Source organism: Acinetobacter nosocomialis NIPH 2119 (assembly GCF_000368085.1).
Lineage (GTDB): Bacteria > Pseudomonadota > Gammaproteobacteria > Pseudomonadales > Moraxellaceae > Acinetobacter > Acinetobacter nosocomialis.
Window position 1 is genome coordinate 2,155,025 of record NZ_KB849239.1, and the last position, 17,209, is coordinate 2,172,233.

At 39.2% G+C, this 17,209-nt stretch carries 16 protein-coding genes; 5 read left to right on the forward strand and 11 right to left on the reverse strand.

The features are described from left to right. Positions 1–79 precede the first annotated feature (79 nt). Positions 80–1,348, forward strand: a complete 1,269-nt coding sequence (locus tag F984_RS13910) for an exonuclease SbcCD subunit D (protein ID WP_004710223.1) — start codon at positions 80–82, stop codon at positions 1,346–1,348. 9 nt (positions 1,349–1,357) lie between these two features. Beyond that, positions 1,358–4,954 (forward strand): AAA family ATPase, encoded by a 3,597-nt coding sequence (locus tag F984_RS13915; RefSeq protein WP_004710224.1) that lies wholly within the window; start codon positions 1,358–1,360, stop codon positions 4,952–4,954. 121 nt (positions 4,955–5,075) lie between these two features. Here the strand turns inward: F984_RS13915 and F984_RS13920 are convergent, their stop codons facing one another. Both F984_RS13920 and F984_RS13925 read right to left on the reverse strand, forming a co-directional pair. Further along, positions 5,076–5,918, reverse strand: a complete 843-nt coding sequence (locus F984_RS13920) for an undecaprenyl-diphosphate phosphatase (protein ID WP_004710225.1) — start codon at positions 5,916–5,918, stop codon at positions 5,076–5,078. Positions 5,919–6,025: 107 nt separating this feature from the next. Continuing rightward, entirely contained in the window at positions 6,026–6,718 is a 693-nt protein-coding gene (locus tag F984_RS13925) for a YggS family pyridoxal phosphate-dependent enzyme (RefSeq protein ID WP_004710226.1), read from the reverse strand. 126 nt (positions 6,719–6,844) lie between these two features. Between F984_RS13925 and F984_RS13930 the strand changes: the two genes are divergently transcribed. Continuing rightward, positions 6,845–7,882, forward strand: coding sequence for a type IV pilus twitching motility protein PilT (locus F984_RS13930; protein WP_006581387.1), 1,038 nt, complete (start codon positions 6,845–6,847; stop codon positions 7,880–7,882). A 27-nt stretch (positions 7,883–7,909) separates the two neighbouring features. Beyond that, positions 7,910–9,028: a PilT/PilU family type 4a pilus ATPase gene (locus F984_RS13935; RefSeq protein ID WP_002052019.1), complete on the forward strand. Its 1,119-nt coding sequence runs from the start codon at positions 7,910–7,912 to the stop codon at positions 9,026–9,028. Positions 9,029–9,097: 69 nt separating this feature from the next. On the opposite strand, the gene fur is transcribed toward F984_RS13935, so the two are convergent. After that, positions 9,098–9,535, reverse strand: coding sequence for a ferric iron uptake transcriptional regulator (fur, locus tag F984_RS13940; protein WP_002052029.1), 438 nt, complete (start codon positions 9,533–9,535; stop codon positions 9,098–9,100). 111 nt (positions 9,536–9,646) lie between these two features. Between fur and F984_RS13945 the strand changes: the two genes are divergently transcribed. Beyond that, a complete protein-coding gene (locus tag F984_RS13945; protein WP_001170994.1) occupies positions 9,647–10,045 on the forward strand; it encodes an outer membrane protein assembly factor BamE in 399 nt (132 codons plus the stop codon). A gap of 55 nt (positions 10,046–10,100) precedes the next feature. On the opposite strand, the gene F984_RS13950 is transcribed toward F984_RS13945, so the two are convergent. The 8 genes from F984_RS13950 to dut all read right to left on the reverse strand — a co-directional run bounded on the left by F984_RS13950 (position 10,101) and on the right by dut (position 17,192). Then, positions 10,101–10,424: an RnfH family protein gene (locus F984_RS13950; RefSeq protein ID WP_002052062.1), complete on the reverse strand. Its 324-nt coding sequence runs from the start codon at positions 10,422–10,424 to the stop codon at positions 10,101–10,103. Continuing rightward, entirely contained in the window at positions 10,424–11,491 is a 1,068-nt protein-coding gene (locus tag F984_RS13955; protein WP_004710227.1) for an SLC5/6 family protein, read from the reverse strand. Before F984_RS13955 ends, F984_RS13950 begins: the two co-directional genes overlap by 1 nt. 152 nt (positions 11,492–11,643) lie before the next feature. Further along, the gene (locus F984_RS13960) at positions 11,644–12,099 is read right to left on the reverse strand and encodes a bacteriohemerythrin (RefSeq protein WP_004710228.1); all 456 of its coding nucleotides are present in this window, start codon (positions 12,097–12,099) and stop codon (positions 11,644–11,646) included. A 252-nt stretch (positions 12,100–12,351) separates the two neighbouring features. Further along, complete coding sequence (locus tag F984_RS13965; RefSeq protein ID WP_009505210.1) at positions 12,352–13,200, reverse strand: class II glutamine amidotransferase; 849 nt, start codon at positions 13,198–13,200, stop codon at positions 12,352–12,354. A 108-nt stretch (positions 13,201–13,308) separates the two neighbouring features. Next, entirely contained in the window at positions 13,309–14,091 is a 783-nt protein-coding gene (locus F984_RS13970) for a GNAT family N-acetyltransferase (protein WP_004710230.1), read from the reverse strand. Positions 14,092–14,209: 118 nt separating this feature from the next. Then, the gene (gene argB / locus F984_RS13975; RefSeq protein ID WP_002052003.1) at positions 14,210–15,118 is read right to left on the reverse strand and encodes an acetylglutamate kinase; all 909 of its coding nucleotides are present in this window, start codon (positions 15,116–15,118) and stop codon (positions 14,210–14,212) included. 14 nt (positions 15,119–15,132) lie between these two features. Next, positions 15,133–16,551 carry a phosphomannomutase/phosphoglucomutase gene (locus F984_RS13980; RefSeq protein ID WP_004710232.1) on the reverse strand — a complete coding sequence of 473 codons (1,419 nt, stop codon included), beginning with the start codon at positions 16,549–16,551 and terminating at the stop codon, positions 15,133–15,135. A 188-nt stretch (positions 16,552–16,739) separates the two neighbouring features. After that, positions 16,740–17,192 (reverse strand): dUTP diphosphatase, encoded by a 453-nt coding sequence (gene dut, locus F984_RS13985; RefSeq protein WP_004710234.1) that lies wholly within the window; start codon positions 17,190–17,192, stop codon positions 16,740–16,742. Between the last annotated feature and the right edge of the window lie 17 nt (positions 17,193–17,209).

A 17,209-nucleotide genomic window follows, 5' to 3' on the forward strand; every position in this document is an offset into this window, starting at 1 on the left:
TAAATAACGAGCACTTTAAAATGTCTTGATAAAATCTGCTGCCAATTTATGCTAACGTATCTGTGTTTATTTTGGCTTGATGTCTGTTTCTATGTCCGTACATTTTCTACATACTTCTGACTGGCATTTGGGGCAGTTTTTTTATAATCACTCACGACATTACGAACACCAACAATTTTTAAGCTGGTTGCTCACTCAAATTCAAGAAAAACAACCGCATGCTCTGCTTATTGCTGGCGATATTTTTGATGTTATTAATCCGGGTTCTCAGGCACAAAAACAACTCTACCAATTTTTAGCAGATGCGCACCGCATTGCACCACACATGCAAACACTCATGATTGCGGGTAACCATGACTCAGGCTACCGTATTGAACAGGTCGAACCACTTTTAGAAAAATACAATGCAAAAACCGTGGGCGTAGTTCGCTGGAATGAAGATAAAACTCTAGATCTCGATCGACTACTTTTACCTATTTATAATCAAAATCAAGATATTGTGGCGTGGTGCCTTGCCCTGCCTTTTTTACGCTCAGCCGAAATTACGGGCTTTAACGAATATACCACCAATAGCAAAAATGCGATTGCCTATTTGCACCAGCAACTCATTGCCGAAGCCAAACGTCGCAAGACACCGGATCAAGCGCTTATTTTGATGTCACATGCCCATATGCAAGGTGGCGAGACATCCGACTCTGAACGCCCAATTATTATTGGTAATGAAGAGGCGCTTTCAACGACATTATTTGAAGATGCGGTCGACTATGTCGCTTTAGGGCACTTACATAAACCACAAAAAGTAGGCCAGCCGCACATTCGTTATAGTGGTTCACCCATTCCACTTTCTTTTAGTGAAATTAACTATAAACACCAAGTAGTTGAGGTCAAAATTGACCCTTCTCAAGAGACAGATAGCCGTTTGCAATTTGAAGCTATCGAAATTCCGCGCTGCATACAATTGCACCGTATTCGTGGTGAGCTAAACGAAGTACTGCAACAACTCAAAGCCTTACCACACGGCGTGATTGAAAATATTGACCACCGTGAATATGTCGATATTGAATATTATAGTTTAACGCCGCCACAACCCAATTTACGTCAGCAGTTTGAAGCAGCCCTGCCACCTGACCGCTATCGTTTAGTGCGTATTTCACGTCAATATGTCAATAAAGACACCACTAATTCAAATACTACCCAGCACATTGCACTTGAACCGCCAACACCAGAAAAACTCTTTCAAAACATCTGGGAAAAACAAGGTTACAGCGCCGATGATGCGGTCTTAAAAGATTTTCTGAGCCTAGTACAAGAAGCACAAAAACATCTTGAAAATGATGCAAGCCATTAAGGATATGTCATGAAAATTTTATCCATTCGAATAAAAAATCTGGCATCGCTTGCTGATGAACATTTTATTGATTTTGAAAGCGCACCTCTGGCCCATGCAGGTCTTATTGCAATTGTGGGGAAAACTGGCGCAGGTAAATCGACCATTTTAGACGCGATGTGTCTAGCCTTATTTAATCGGGTTCCACGTCTTAAAGACAGCGACGGTAAATTAAAAGATGTTGATGGTTCCGAGTTACTCACTAACTCACCTTTAACTGTCTTACGTCGTGGTACAGGACATGGTTTTGCTGAGCTTTGCTTTATTGCTCAAGATCAAAAACGTTATTTGGCTCGTTGGGAAATTAAACGTGCACGTGAAAACCCAAATGGCAAATTACAAAGTGTGCAGCGTCACTTAAAATGTCTAACCGATGGGGTGGTACTTGCTGACAAAGCCAAAGCGGTTGATGAAAAAGTTAAACAAATTACTCAGCTTTCTTTTGAACAGTTTACGCGTGCCGTATTACTTGCTCAGTCAGAAGTCACTGCATTTTTAAAAGCACGAGACAGCGAACGCGGTGAATTACTTGAGTACCTAACCAACTCCAGTATTTTTGCTAAAATTGGTGAACTGGCTTTTCGTAAAACAGCCGATATTGCAAAACAGCGTAAACAACTGGAAGAATTTTTAGGTCATATTGAAATTTTGTCTGATGAAGAGATTGCTGCATTTACCGAGCAATACCAGCAAGCCGAACAAAACTATCAACAGTTAGAACAACAAAAACATGTCTTAGACAAACAGCAACAATGGTTTGAACGCAAAGCAAAACTTGAACAAGAAGTTCAAGCGAAACAGCAACAGTTTCAAACTCAGCAAAATCACTATCAACAACTGGCTAGTGAGCGTGAGCAATTAAAACGTCTTGAAGTTTTCTCCGAAATACGCCCACAAGTTTTTCAACAAGCTCAAAATTTACAAACACTACAACAACTTGAGCCGCAAATTCAGCAAGCTCAAACTAAGTTTAATGACCTGCTACAAATTTTTGAAACGGAACAAAAACAATATCAATTTGCAGAACAACAGCTCAAACAAACCCTCGATTTTGAGCAACAGCATCAACAAGCTTTAAATCAAGTTCGACAGTCCATTCAAGAACGCGCTTTTATTGCCGATGAATATAAAAAGTGCAAAGAAAAAAGACATGTACTTGAGCAAAAGCTAAGCCCATTGCAACAACAGCAAAACGCTGTACAACAGCAGATTGCACAGCTTGAGCAGAACAAAATTCATTTACAACAGCAGCTGATCCAGACTCAGCAATATGCTGTATTAGATAAGGGTCTTTCAGCACATCTACATCAGCTTGGGCAATTTATTCAAAATTACCAAACGATTGAACAACAGATTGGAAACCCTACCCTTGCTCGCCAAAAGCTATCGGAAGCTAAAAGTGAACTCGAACAACTCACAGATTCACTAGGCACCGTTGAACAGATTGAGTTAGAGCTTGAACAACAGCGAAAAGATAAAGATCAGAAACTTGCTCAAGTCACGCAGTTAGATCTGATTCAACAGAAAATAAAAATTTATCATGAGCTATATGCTGAGCTTCAGCAATTTTCTGAAAAACATACTCAAGCCTCCGCGCAAGAAGAGCAGCTTAAAACCGTTTACCAGTTAGCTGAACAAGACTACCAAACAGCAAAAACTGAACGTGAAAAGCTACAACATATCCTGCAACAGCAGCGTTTACTACACACCGAAAATATTGAGCAGTTACGGGCCAATCTTAAAGAAGGTGAAGCATGTTTAGTGTGTGGAAGTACCCATCACCCCTACCGTGTTGATGACAGTGCGGTCTCCAAAGCCTTGTTCGATTTGCAGCAACAGCAAGAGCAACAAGCTATTGCACTCGAGCAAACTAAGTTTAATGCATGGCAAACCCAGCAACATGTACTTACTCAGTGCCGTGCCGAGCTTGAACAAGTTCAGAAATACCTAGCTCAACTGCAAGTAAAACAAACGCACTTACAGCAAGAACTTGAGCAAGGGTTTAACCTCAATCAATTACACATTGAGCTTAATCAAGCACCTGAACAAATCTTACAAACACTTAATGAGCTGAGACAAGCGACACAAACTGCCATAAGTTCATTTGATTCAGAAAATGTGCGTTTAACCCAAGCCATTAAACAACACAATCAGCTTGTTCAAACGATTCAGCGTAATGAAAGCTTGCTCAATACGGCACAGCAATGGCAACAACAAGTTCAACATATTGTCGAGTGTTTGTCGGAAACCGAACAGCAGGCATGGCAGCAAGCAAGTAGCCAAACAGCTAAGCAGACTTGGGCTATTCTGGATGCACGTGCTAAGCAACTTGAACAACAAGAACAGTTTTCACAGCGTTTTGAACAACAGCAGCAAGAACTTAAAATGTTGACTGCTAGTCTTGAACAAATGGTCAAGCAAATTGATGAGATCGATCAAAACCTCCAAGAGATTACGCTTAAAGGTCAACAAAATAATGAAAAAGCAGTATCGCTCATTCAGCAAATGACGGGCCGCACAGACATTAAACCGCATGAATGGTTAATTGAGCATGATGCTAAACGTCAGCACCAACAAACAGCGTATCATGAGGCTAAACAGCGTTTCGAACAAACCAGACAACACTTTGAACAGCAAAAACAGGTGCTCGATCAACTTAAACATCAGTATCAACACACTGCACAACATCAACAGCAAATTGATGGGCAAATTCAAAACTGGTTAAAAGCCCATACTGATTTTCAGGCATCTGATCTTACGGCGCTCATACAGATTAATTCTGCACAAGAGCAAGACATTCGTAACCGTCTTAATCATGCCGAACGTTTATTAAGTGAAGCCTCTTCTGCCCTTAAAACGATGCAAGAGCAATTAAGCGAGCACTTACAAACTCAGCCAGATATTGAATATGAAAAACTCGTTATACTCATTCAAGACAATATTGCAAAGCTCAAAGCACAGCTTGAAGTACGTGACGGGCTAAAGCTGAAACTTGAATTACATCAGCAAAACCTTGCCAAACAGCAAAAATACGCTGAGCAAATTCAAAATATTCAGCAAGAAGAACACCGCTGGAGTAAAATTTCAGGCTTGATCGGTGATGCCAAAGGTAAAGAGTTCCGCGACTACGCTCAGCAATATCACCTAGATATTTTAGTTGAACATGCCAACCAACAACTGGCGATGCTTTCTCAGCGTTATACGCTAAAACGCCTAGATCAGTCCTTAAGCCTTGCCATTATTGATCATGACATGGATGGAGAAACCCGCTCAGTTGCTTCTTTATCTGGTGGAGAGTCATTCTTAACTGCACTGGCCTTGTCTTTAGCAATTGCCAATATGGCGTCGGGTTCAATGAAAATTGAATCACTGTTTATTGATGAAGGCTTTGGTACTTTAGATGCTTCTTCTTTGCACATGGTGATGAATGCTTTGGACCAACTGCAAAATCAGGGACGTCAGGTCATTCTCATCTCACACATTCAAGAAATGCATGAACGTATTCCAGTACAAATTCAGGTGAAACCACTTGGCGCTGGCGCGAGCACTATTGAAGTCGTAGGTTAATTTAATCTAGATAGTTATCTTAAATTTGATTGAATCTTATATAACAAAGGGGCGTATGAATTACGCCCCTCTTTTATTGTATGGTCTTGTACTAATTTTTTATTTTTTAAACATCAAAAAATTAATTCACGCAGAGTACGACAATTGCGAAACCAATACAGTACAGACCGAACAAATGCCAACGGCCATGTTCTAACCATGAAGACAACCATTTTAATGCCAAAAGGCCAGCACCAAAGCTAAAGCACATCCCTAATAAGCTTGGAACTATCGAATGGAATACTTGTCCATGAGCTACGGTTTGTAAGCCTTGAGCGTGAACTAAACGATATAATTCTTTTAGGATTACTGCTGGCGTTAATACCACAGCCAATGCAAAACTGAACTCTTCAGCTTTTTGGCGAGATACCCCTAAAAATAATCCTGTAGAAATTGTAGCGCCAGAACGTGAAAAGCCACGGAAAGGTAAACATAACGCCTGTACTGCCCCAATAATAGAAGCACTACGCAAACTGATTTCACCTGATTGTCCGCGATCTAAACGCGAAGATAAAATAATCAGGACACCTGCCGAAATCAGTGCAGCCGCCATTAATTTCGAGTTACTAAACAAATGCTCAATTTCGAAACTGCTCGCGCCGCCGAAGAATACATGTTTAATAATAGATTGGAGCGCTAAACCGAGCACGCCTGTAATGAAGGTTGCCAAAATAATATAGAAGGCTTGTTTTTTAAAACTTTCCCAAGAAGAAAAATAAGTCTTTTTCCAAGATTTCCAAAAGTAAACGATCACGGCAAACATCGTACCTGTGTGCAACATCACAAGTAAGAAGGTCATGTCAGGTGCAGATGGATCATACCCCATTAACTTTTCAGCTAAAATAACGTGTGCGGAACTAGAAACCGGCAATAATTCAGCAAAGCCCTGAATAATTGCCAGAATGAAAACATGCAACAAATCCATACATTACACACTCAAATATTAAAATATCTGGTTTATAAATGAGGAAAATTAAATTTAAATTAACCGATTACAGTTTCGCCACAAAATATTTAACTAAACCTTAAAAGTTATTTTTTTACAACAGGATCACGTTTTCCAAACAAAGCAGTTCCCACACGAACCATAGTTGAACCTGCAACAATTGCAGCATCCAAATCGCCTGACATCCCCATACTTAACGTGTCCCAGTCTTGCGCGTGGGCATGTTGCTCTTTCACCTCATCAAATAGTTTTTTAGCATCTGCAAAAGCAGCAATATTGTCTGGTGCCGGAATTACCATTAAGCCACGCAGCTTGATTTTCGGCAGTTGACTTATTTGAGCAACCAATTCGGCAACTTCTTCTGGTGCGCAGCCATCTTTAGTGTCTTGCCCATCAATATTGACTTGCAAACAAATATTAAGTGCAGCTTGATCATCACCACGTTGGTTAGACAAGCGCTCTGCAATAATTAAACGATCTACTCCATGTACCCAGTCAAACTTTTCAGCCAAATGCTTGGTTTTATTACGTTGAACATGTCCAATAAAATGCCATTCAATATCCAAGTCATACAGAGCTTCTATTTTATCCAAAGCTTCTTGTAAATAATTTTCGCCGAATGCTCTTTGTCCCGCTGCATACATTTCACGCAACCTTTCACTCGGATGTGTTTTAGATACGGCTAAAAGTTGCACAGTTTCAGGCGCACGCTGAGCATGTTCACAAGCAGTTCTGATTTGCTGTAATACGTGCTGCCGCGCATCTTGCAGGTAATTCATTGACAAGGTTCTCATTTTCAAAAAACTTTTTTGCTTTTCACCTAAAGCGAGGTGTTGGTAAGCCTCGGTGAAAGCCGTATATTATTCTACAAAATAATGACATATTTTGATTTACTTGGGGAAATTATGGATATTACAGAGCTACTCGCCTTCTCTGTGAAAAATGGCGCATCCGATTTGCACTTATCAGCTGGTATGCCACCAATGATTCGTGTCGATGGTGAAGTTCGTCGTATTAACTTGCCAGCCTTAGAACATAAAGATGTCCACCGCCTCGTTTATGACATCATGAATGATAAACAGCGCCGTGACTATGAAGAAAAACTCGAAACTGACTTTTCTTTTGAAGTACCGAATGTTGCGCGTTTCCGTGTAAACGCATTTAACCAAAACCGTGGTGCTGGTGCAGTATTTCGTACCATTCCATCTAAAGTCCTCACCATGGAAGATTTAGGCTTAGGTCAAATCTTTAAAGATATTTGCGACTATCCTCGCGGGATTGTACTGGTCACAGGTCCAACAGGTTCGGGTAAATCAACTACGCTTGCAGCAATGCTCGATTATATTAATGAAAACCGCTATGACCATATTTTAACGGTGGAAGATCCAATCGAATTTGTACATCAGTCCAAGAAATGTCTGATTAACCAACGTGAAGTGCATCGTGATACACATGGCTTTAATGAAGCCCTTCGCTCAGCACTACGTGAAGACCCAGATATTATTTTAGTCGGTGAGATGCGTGACCTTGAAACGATTCGATTAGCACTTACTGCTGCCGAAACAGGTCACTTAGTATTTGGTACGCTTCACACCACATCGGCTGCAAAAACCATTGACCGTGTGATTGACGTATTCCCTGCCGAAGAAAAAGACATGGTTCGTGCCATGCTGTCTGAATCTTTACAAGCCGTTATTTCACAAACCCTGCTTAAAAAGAATGGTGGTGGTCGTGTTGCGGCACATGAAATTATGATTGGTATTCCGGCTATTCGTAACTTAATTCGTGAAAACAAAGTCGCACAAATGTATTCAGCTATTCAGACTGGTGCTAACCATGGTATGACAACCCTCGACCAAAGCCTAAAAGGTTTGGTTTCACGTGGTGTAATTAGTCCACAAACAGCCCGTACAGCGGCGAAACAGCCTGAATCATTCCTATAAAAACAATAAAATAGCGAGAGTACAATTATGGATTTTAATGACTTGCTCAATCTGATGGTTGAAAAAAAATCATCCGATCTGTTTATTACAGATGGTGTTGCACCATCAATGAAGATTAATGGGCAAATTGTTCCAATTTCAAAAAATAGCCTTTCAGGTGAAGTAATTGGTCAACTCTTACATTCCATCATGAGTGAAAAACAGCGTAAAGAATTTGCAGAGACTCGTGAATGTAACTTTGCCATCATGAACCGCGATAAAACGGCGCGTTTTCGTGTCAGTGCTTTTCAGCAACGTGACATGCCGGGTATGGTACTACGTCGAATTGAAACGAAAATTCCTTCAATTGATGACTTACAGTTGCCGACTGTGCTTAAAGATTTATCGATGACCAAACGCGGCATTATTATTTTCGTAGGTGCAACAGGTACAGGTAAATCGACTTCATTGGCTTCAATGATCAGCCATCGTAACCATAACTCTAAAGGCCATATCATTACCATTGAGGACCCGATTGAGTTTATTCACGAACATGCGGGCTGCATTATTACTCAACGTGAAGTCGGTATTGATACGGACTCATTCGAAATTGCGTTAAAAAACACGTTACGACAAGCGCCAGATGTGATCTTAATTGGTGAAATCCGCTCTCGTGAAGTCATGGACTACGCAATTGGCTTTGCTGAAACAGGACACCTTGTATTAGCTACAATGCATGCCAACAATGCCAACCAAGCACTCGACCGTATTATTCACTTCTTTGAAAGTGACCGTCATAGCCAGCTCTACATGGACTTGTCTCTTAACTTAAAAGCCATGATTGCACAACAGCTTATTCCAACACCAGATGGTAATTCACGCCGTGCAGCGATTGAGATCTTAATTAACTCACCATTAATTTCAGACTATATCCGTAAAGGTGAAATTCATGAAATTAAGGACTTGATGAAACGCTCACGTGAGCTTGGTATGCAGACCTTTGACCAAGCTTTATTCGACTTATACAAAGCCGGCCAAATTACTTATAAAGATGCGCTTAAACATGCCGACTCACCAAACGATTTACGTTTAACGATTAAACTTGCAAATGAAGGTCCTGATCAAATAACAGACGAAAAACAGCATTTAACTTTTGATCGTCAGTAATTTCTTCATAAAAAAAGGAAGGTTAAACGTAACCTTCCTTTTTTATTTGTTTTCTTTGTGTGAAAACGATTATTTCTTGCGCAATGCATCCTGACATTCAGGTTCATTACAGTAACCATAGAGATTTAATGAGTGACCCGTTAAGGTAAACCCATGTTGTTCTGCTACAGAATGCTGTTCTTTCTCGATAACATCATTAGTAAATTCAATAACTTTATTGCAGTTTTGGCAAACCAAGTGATCATGGTGGTCTTCTTGCATAATTTCGAAAACAGAATGATTATTTTCAAAATGATGACGTTGAATAATACCCGCAGCTTCAAATTGTGTTAACACACGGTAAACTGTCGCAAGTCCGACATCTTCCCCTTGCTCTAACAAAGTCTTGTAAATATCTTCAGCGCTAAGATGATGTTGTTTTGAATTTTCTAATAATTCCAAAATCTTAATTCGTGGAAGGGTAACTTTAAGTCCAGCTTTGCGCAAATCTTGATTGGAAATAGGCATGAAAAAAGGTCTCTCAACAAATCTCAAGTTGGAATAGGCAATAGAATTTATATGAAGTATGATCTATCCTTTGATCAAATGCATCATAATTTATTGGGATAGTGTAGCAAAATGCAAAAACTCGTGCTGACGTTATTCGTCACTTCACTCCTAGCTGGTTGTTCAATCTTTGGTGTATATAAGGTTGATATTCCTCAAGGGACTCCATTGACTAAAGCTCAAGCCTCTCAAGTACAGGTCGGCATGAATTTCCAGCAAGTGCGCTTTTTGCTTGGTAGCCCAACAGTGACTGATCCCCTCAATCCACAACGTTGGGACTATATCTACAACTATATCCCGGGAACATATGCTAAAAAAGCGAAAATCCCCGCAGCACATGGTCAGCATTTAAAAATTTACTTTGATGGAACTGGAACTGTAACTAAAATTGAAGGTTTAGAGACTATTCCAGAATCGCAACCAGGTTTACCTGCTTCTAAAGAAGCAATTTTAACTGCCCCACCACTATAATCGTTTTTTCTAATAAAAAGAAACCCCTCAAGTGAAAAAACTTGAGGGGTTTTGCTTATTGAGCTGATTGCTTAAAGCGATTGCCTTTAATGTATCTGCCTACAGGGTTCTTCGCGGCACGTTTTCTACGAATATCTTTTGGATTAATCGTTAAAGGTCTATAAACCTCAACTCGATCACCTGCATGTAGTACGGCATCAGCTTCTACTTTTACTCCAAAAACGCCGAGCTGAAGTGGTTCAGGCAAGTCAACTTGACTTGATAAACCACTGACTTGAACTGCCTGTGAAGCAGTCATTCCCTCTTCAAATGGAACAGAGATTAGAAACTGTTGCTCTGGCGCTGCAAACGCAACCCAAACTTGTTGAATGCGTTCCATTAGATACTTTGCCCAATTACAGCAATCATTGCCACAATAATTGAAAGTGGCAACACAATACGTACAGCAATACGCCATAGGTTATAAAAAAGCTCATTGCTAAAATTCATCGATTTACGTAAGTGACTAATTTTCATAATCCAACCTGCAAAAATTGCATAGATCAAACTAATGAGTAAGCCCCAAAGCATAAGAATCAGCGTAAATAAGTTATGAAGTTCAGGCACAGCCCAAACTGCAATCGCAACAATAAGAATCACCCATTGTAAAACAGGCATAAGCTGACGCTGAGCAAGTTGTTCTCTTGCTAACTGCACAAATAATGCTGATGTCATCACGCCAGTAAATATCCACGTAAGGACGGGTAATTGAGCTTGAAGCGAGAAGAAACCAAAAGCAATTACAGCAATGAGCTGAGCCAACCAAATTGGAAGAACAGTTTTAGTTGCACCTTCTTGAGTCTGAACAGTACCAACACTATTTTGCCAGTAAAGTCCTAAACCTAACCCGCTCGCTACAAGTGCAAGTACGGTTGCATTACCCCACTCTTTAAACTCTACATTAGTCCAATGCCAAGGCTGTAACGTGGTACCCATCATATTTGCCAACACAATAGAAGCGATTACCCCTATGGTCATTAACAAAACAAGAATTTGACGAGGAATAAATGATAAGACCAAGGCAGCAACTGCAAGGCCCGCAAAAATGATTTGACCGGAAACGCCTGGGGCAAACTGCGCAACTAATATATTGCTTGCAGTACTCAGCACATTACCCGCCAAGAAAGGAATAAAAACAACAGCAAGCCAGCCAACCACGCGCCATTTAGGTGAACTATCTGCTTCACGAGTTAAACTCGATAACGCATTTAAAGCGGTTGTTTTAGATCGTTTTGCTAAAGCAATTTCCAAATAACAAACTGGTAATGCCAATAACAACATTGTGCCAAACCACAATAACCAGAAATCGAGCTGACGATCAATCTGGATGCCCATGGTTGGTGCCAAAGTGGCCATGATGACAAAAGATAAGCAAAACGCCATAAGAGGCGATAACCAACGTGACATAGGTATGTCCTGCATTATGCATTCCTTGAAAAAGTCTTTAGATATTTTGCCCGTCTCATGCATGAAAATCAAAGTCTGCACAATAAAAAAAGCAAACCACCGAAACGATAGTTTGCCGCGCTAACTGTATATTAGAGTTTTTCGAGTTAAATTTATGAGAAAAAACGGGCGAACCAGTTCTTTCCTTTCTTCTTTTCTTTTTCTCTAATAATCCCCATCATATTTTCTTTTACTGCCCCTACATAATCAGCATCATCATGTTGAATATGATTAATTAACCATTTAGCCAAAATTTCTTGTAATTCAGCTTCTATAGTATGCCCCATTTCAAAACGCTCACGATATAACTCTATTTTTTTAATAAACAAATCATGTACGCGTTTATGAGGTATTCTATATTTATAATCAGCTTCTTCTTGCAAACTTTCTTCAAAGGTAAAATGTGACTGTGTATAATCGATAATATTGTCTAAAACATCTTTAATACGACGTCTATCTTCATCATCTTTTACATCATCAATCTCATTAATATAATCGAGTATTCGTTTATGTTGCTCATCAATAACATCAATACCCGTATTATATTCTGAAGCCCATTTCATTTTCATACACCACCCCCAATGATGTTCAATGACTGTTGCATAAAACGCATCTTATCTTTAAAGGGTATAAATAAAAACAAACCTATTTTGTCGGCTTTATATAAATAAAAATAAATAATTAATTAAGTTTTTGATTTATAAAATATTTAATAATATTAACCAACTAAAACAATAAAGTATTTTTTAAACAAAATACTTTATTGTTAATTAAGTGAAATATATATTAGTCAAGCAATTACATTTATTTTTACTAAAAATTTAATATTGATCTGCACGAGTAATACGTTTAAGTTCAGGATTTTTTTCTTCACGTATTAATCTTTCAACATGTGTTATTGCTTTTTTTATAGGCTGGCCATGTTGAAATAAAATCATTTCACCAGGTTGATATGCTGTCCAAGTCTCATTATGTGTTAAAGGCTCAGTAGTTATTACTGCAACTCGATCTTCAGGAGTCGTTACTTGACTAAAATCGACTTCGACATCTAAATCGATTAAATGCGCATTATTAAATGGATATTCACGAACGAGCCAATGCAATTTAGTAATTGCATAACTAAATAAAGCTTTGCCATTAGATAAACAGAAATTAAATGTGCCATATTCTGCAATTTGTGGAGAAATTTTCTCTAGCACTTCAAATATCTGTTCAAGACTTGGTTCTTCATAGCCAAATACTTCTACAAGCTGGTCTAATAAATAACAAAATGCTCTTTCACTATCAGTATTTCCTACTGGTGTAAAACGCCCACTCAAGGGTGGATTAAAATCATGTAAATCGCCATTATGAGCAAAAATCCAGTGACGTCCCCATAGCTCACGAATAAAAGGATGTGAGTTCTCAAGTGTAATTTTGCCTTGGGTTGCCTTACGAATATGCGCGATTACATTACGTGATTTGATAGGATAATTACGTATAAGATCAGCAATTGGTGATTCAACTGCAGACTGGTTGTCTACAAATAATCGGCATGCCTTGTCTTCAAAAAAGGCTATACCAAAACCATCACTATGGTCAGAGGTAATTCCTGCGCGCTGTGAAAAACCACGGAAAGAAAAAGTGATATCCGTTGGTGTTGCACAATTCATTCCTAATAGCTGGCACATATTGTTTTAAACTTTTCGCTTCATTACCTCATACATACTATTGTGCATGAGAGTAAAATAGCTTGTAAATCCCAATATGCGCTCGCTATTACAAAATATAAGATATCTTTATCGCTGAGCCATTTTGTTCATTACAAAAGAAGTTGCGATTTTATTCACTTCCAAAAATACAAAATAGTCGAGACAGTTAAATTCAGCATCAAAAAAGGCATCTTTAGATAGTTTAGACTGCATACTCAAATACATTTGAAACAGTTTTGGCATGCGCTCATCTTGAGGAAAGCTAAACTCAGGATATTCAGGTTCATAAATTTTTTTAGAACGAATATCGATGGTTTTACTGTCTGGTAATTGCTGAATCTGACGGTGCGTATAGTACGCTCTGGCCAAGTTATCTTGCAGATGAATACTGACACAGCCCATTAAATATTTAGCGCGCATTGACCACAACACTTTAGGTGCAAGATTCAACCATAATGTTGAAAGGGCCTTTCCATTACGGAAACGTGGATGTACACAGGTACGCCCTATTTCTAATACATTTGGCAAATGTGATAAGTGGGGAACAATATCAAATTCATGAGCACTATAGCTTTGTGCAATTTCATGGCCCTGAAAGAGTTTGAGGCGTGTATAAGCTACAATCTCTCCCGTCCATTTCTCACGTAATACTGCATGCTCACAGCTAAAGTCGTAAATATCTTGATCTAAGTTATCTTCAAAATGAATACCGAATTGTTTACTAAATTGTTGTGCACGAAACCGTTGTACATCTTGTAATTCTTTTAAATTATCAACCCATTCAAAGCGAAATTGTGTTTGATTCGTAGCCTTATGGCGATTTAGAGGTAAAGTCCACGTTTGGCGATATTGATTAAATTTTTCCAGCATAATGAACGCTCCTAGTGACACCCCCTACACTAGTCAAAGCTCATGACAAAAAAATGACTAAAATTAAATGGCATAAAAAAAGACCACTTAGCGTGATCTTTTAATGAAAATAATAATATTAGTGGGCTGAATGAGTACGGTTAGAAATAAGCGTACCTACACCATGATCTGTAAAGATTTCAAGCAATGTCGCGTGCGGTACACGGCCATCAACAATATGAGCGCTCACGACACCGCCTTTTACAGCGTCTAGTGCACAACCTACTTTAGGAATCATTCCACCGTAAATCACACCTGTCTCAATTAAACGGTCAACTTCTTGTGTTGTTAATCCGGTTAAGAGATTTTTATTTTCATCTAATACACCGGTAATATTCGTAAGCAGAATTAATTTTTCTGCGCCCAGTGCTTCAGCAACCTTACCAGCTACTAAGTCAGCATTAATGTTGTAAGTATTACCTTTTTCATCAACGCCTAAAGGAGCAATAACAGGAATAAAGTCACTTTGAGTAAACATCTCCAATACGTCTGTTTTTACCCCAGTCACTTCACCCACCATACCTAAGTCGATATGTTTGATAGAACCGTCTTCTTCGTGCTTTTCCATTAATAATTTACGGGCACGTAAAAGATTGCCGTCTTGACCCGTGAGGCCAATCGCACGTCCACCATGTTTATTAATTAAATTGACAATGGATTTGTTTACGCTACCGCCTAATACCATTTCAACCACTTCCATAGTGGCTTCATCGGTTACACGCATACCGTCAATACGGTCAGATTCACGACCTAATTGTTTCAAGAAGGAGTCAACTTGTGGGCCACCACCATGTACAACAACCGGGTTTAAGCCCACAGTTTTAAGTAAAACGATATCGCGAGCAAATGAACTTTCCAATTCCGGATCAGTCATCGCATTACCACCGTATTTCACCACCAGCGTCTTACCAGAAAAACGTTGAATATATGGCAAAGCTTCAATCAAGATTTTTGCTTTGTCGACGCCGAGATGCTGATCTTGTGGCATTGCGCCTCTCCTTATTAGGCTTCAGAAAGTTCTTGTGCAATTTGCGGGTAACGCTCTTGCAACATATCAATAAATTTTTGCTGGATTTCCTTTAAACGCAAAGGACTATCAGCGTCAAATCTTACGGTAAAATACTCACCCGTATTTGATGCTCGAATAATGCCAAAACCATCATCAAAATCAAGACGTACGCCATCAATTTTACTAATATGAGCGCCTAAACGATGGCTCAAAATTTCAATGTCTTGCAGTACATGCTTAGGATCTGATTGGTGAGTACTGATATAGGTATCTTCGGTACAGCATCTTTCAGGATAAATAGAAAATAAATCCGAAACTGTTGCGGCACTAGACTCGGTGAAATATTCCATTACACGCAGTGCAGCATATATACCATCGTCATACCCAAAACCACGTCCGTCATTAAACACATAGTGGCCAGCATATTCGCCACCAAAAATGGCTAGGCCTTTGGACTTAGACAAATATGAACGGAGGAAACTGCTACCCGTACGAATCATTTTCGGTTTACCACCGAGTCGCTCTACGGTTCTTTGAACCATAAGCGAACATTTCACATCAAATACAATTTCTTTATCGGACTGCTGTTCAAGACACATTTGTGCAAATAGCGACAGTAACCGATCAGCTGTAAGTATGTTGGCTTTTTCATCGAGTAATACGACGCGGTCACCATCACCATCAAGCGCAATACCAATATCTGCACTTTGTTCGACAATTGTTTTACGCAACTCTTTCAAATGTGCAGCATGTGAAGGGTCTGGCGCATGATCAGGGAATTCACCATTTGGCGTCGTACGTAAGGCAATAACCTCACAGCCCATCTTTTCGAGTACCAGTTTCGCACAGTGCCCTGCCGAACCATGTAAACCATCCAGCACTACTTTTAATGGACGTTTCAGTTGGATGTCGTCAAAGATGGCTTGCTGATATTTTTTGCAAAATTCTGATTTAAATTGAGGGGTTGATAATTCTAATAATGAAATCGGATGAGTAGGAACATAAGTTTGCGCGAACTCACCTACTTGCTGAATCATTTCTGGAGATGGAGGTTCGCTTCTTAAAATCCACTTAATACCATTATCTGATTTTGGATTATGGCTAGCTGTCACCATAATTCCATTACCACCAAACTCACGTGCAATGTAATACATCATCGGAGTTGAGCAACAACCAATGTTTGTAACTGTGAGGCCCTGCTCTACTAATATCTCTTCAATTAAATGCGCATAAGCTGGGCTTGTGAGACGGGCATCATAACCAATGACCAGTTGAGTTTGTTCTGCTTGTTTATATTGTTGTGCCAATCCATAGGCAATTGAACGGACGACATCCGTAGTTAAATAAGAAAGTTTGCCTCTAATATCGTAAGCACGGAAAATATTTTTTGGGAATGAGTGTCTTACATTCATAGCGTATCTTCTATTTAAAGATCAATCTGATCTATCGCAAAAATATAGAGTATTCAAAAAGGTATTTGCTAAAAAAGTTAAAAGAGTATGAGTAAAGCGTGTTGTAATATAATTCATTGTAACATTCAAGGTATAAAAAGAAACACCTGTAAAACAGGCGTTTCTTTTCATTATTTTTTATAAGTTAATTATTGTTTACCAGTGTGACCAAAGCCACCAGCACCGCGTAAAGTTTCTTCAAATTCCTCTACTTGTTCAAACTCAGCCTGAACAACTGGGACTAAAACATATTGTGCTAAACGTTCACCTGGTTCTAAACGGAATGCGGTTTGACCACGGTTCCAAACTGAAACCATCAATTCGCCTTGATAGTCTGAGTCAATTAATCCGACCAGGTTACCCAGAACAATACCGTGTTTATGGCCTAAACCTGAACGCGGTAAAATTAAACCAGCAAAATTCACATCATGAATATAAATTGCCATACCTGTTTTAACTAATACAGTTTGGCCTGGTTCAATATCAATTGCTTCATCTAAACAGGCACGTAAATCTAAACCTGCTGATCCTGCTGTTGCATACGAAGGTAAAGGCCATTCTTTACCTAAACGTGGATCGAGCAATTTAACTTGAACTTTCATGGGATTTCCTAAAAATT

Bases quoted from the DNA above. Each gene is read 5' to 3' on its own strand.
- F984_RS13965 (WP_009505210.1), bottom strand. From the start codon at position 13,200: ATGTGCCAGCTATTAGGAATGAATTGTGCAACACCAACGGATATCACT.
- F984_RS13970 (WP_004710230.1), bottom strand. From the start codon at position 14,091: ATGCTGGAAAAATTTAATCAATATCGCCAAACGTGGACTTTACCTCTA.
- F984_RS13980 (WP_004710232.1), bottom strand. From the start codon at position 16,551: ATGAATGTAAGACACTCATTCCCAAAAAATATTTTCCGTGCTTACGAT.
- fur (WP_002052029.1), bottom strand. From the start codon at position 9,535: ATGCCTATTTCCAATCAAGATTTGCGCAAAGCTGGACTTAAAGTTACC.
- F984_RS13945 (WP_001170994.1), top strand. From the start codon at position 9,647: ATGCAAAAACTCGTGCTGACGTTATTCGTCACTTCACTCCTAGCTGGT.
- dut (WP_004710234.1), bottom strand. From the start codon at position 17,192: ATGAAAGTTCAAGTTAAATTGCTCGATCCACGTTTAGGTAAAGAATGG.
- F984_RS13915 (WP_004710224.1), top strand. From the start codon at position 1,358: ATGAAAATTTTATCCATTCGAATAAAAAATCTGGCATCGCTTGCTGAT.
- F984_RS13935 (WP_002052019.1), top strand. From the start codon at position 7,910: ATGGATTTTAATGACTTGCTCAATCTGATGGTTGAAAAAAAATCATCC.
- F984_RS13950 (WP_002052062.1), bottom strand. From the start codon at position 10,424: ATGGAACGCATTCAACAAGTTTGGGTTGCGTTTGCAGCGCCAGAGCAA.
- F984_RS13960 (WP_004710228.1), bottom strand. From the start codon at position 12,099: ATGAAAATGAAATGGGCTTCAGAATATAATACGGGTATTGATGTTATT.
- F984_RS13955 (WP_004710227.1), bottom strand. From the start codon at position 11,491: ATGTCACGTTGGTTATCGCCTCTTATGGCGTTTTGCTTATCTTTTGTC.
- F984_RS13925 (WP_004710226.1), bottom strand. From the start codon at position 6,718: ATGAATTACCTGCAAGATGCGCGGCAGCACGTATTACAGCAAATCAGA.
- F984_RS13910 (WP_004710223.1), top strand. From the start codon at position 80: ATGTCTGTTTCTATGTCCGTACATTTTCTACATACTTCTGACTGGCAT.
- F984_RS13930 (WP_006581387.1), top strand. From the start codon at position 6,845: ATGGATATTACAGAGCTACTCGCCTTCTCTGTGAAAAATGGCGCATCC.
- argB (WP_002052003.1), bottom strand. From the start codon at position 15,118: ATGCCACAAGATCAGCATCTCGGCGTCGACAAAGCAAAAATCTTGATT.
- F984_RS13920 (WP_004710225.1), bottom strand. From the start codon at position 5,918: ATGGATTTGTTGCATGTTTTCATTCTGGCAATTATTCAGGGCTTTGCT.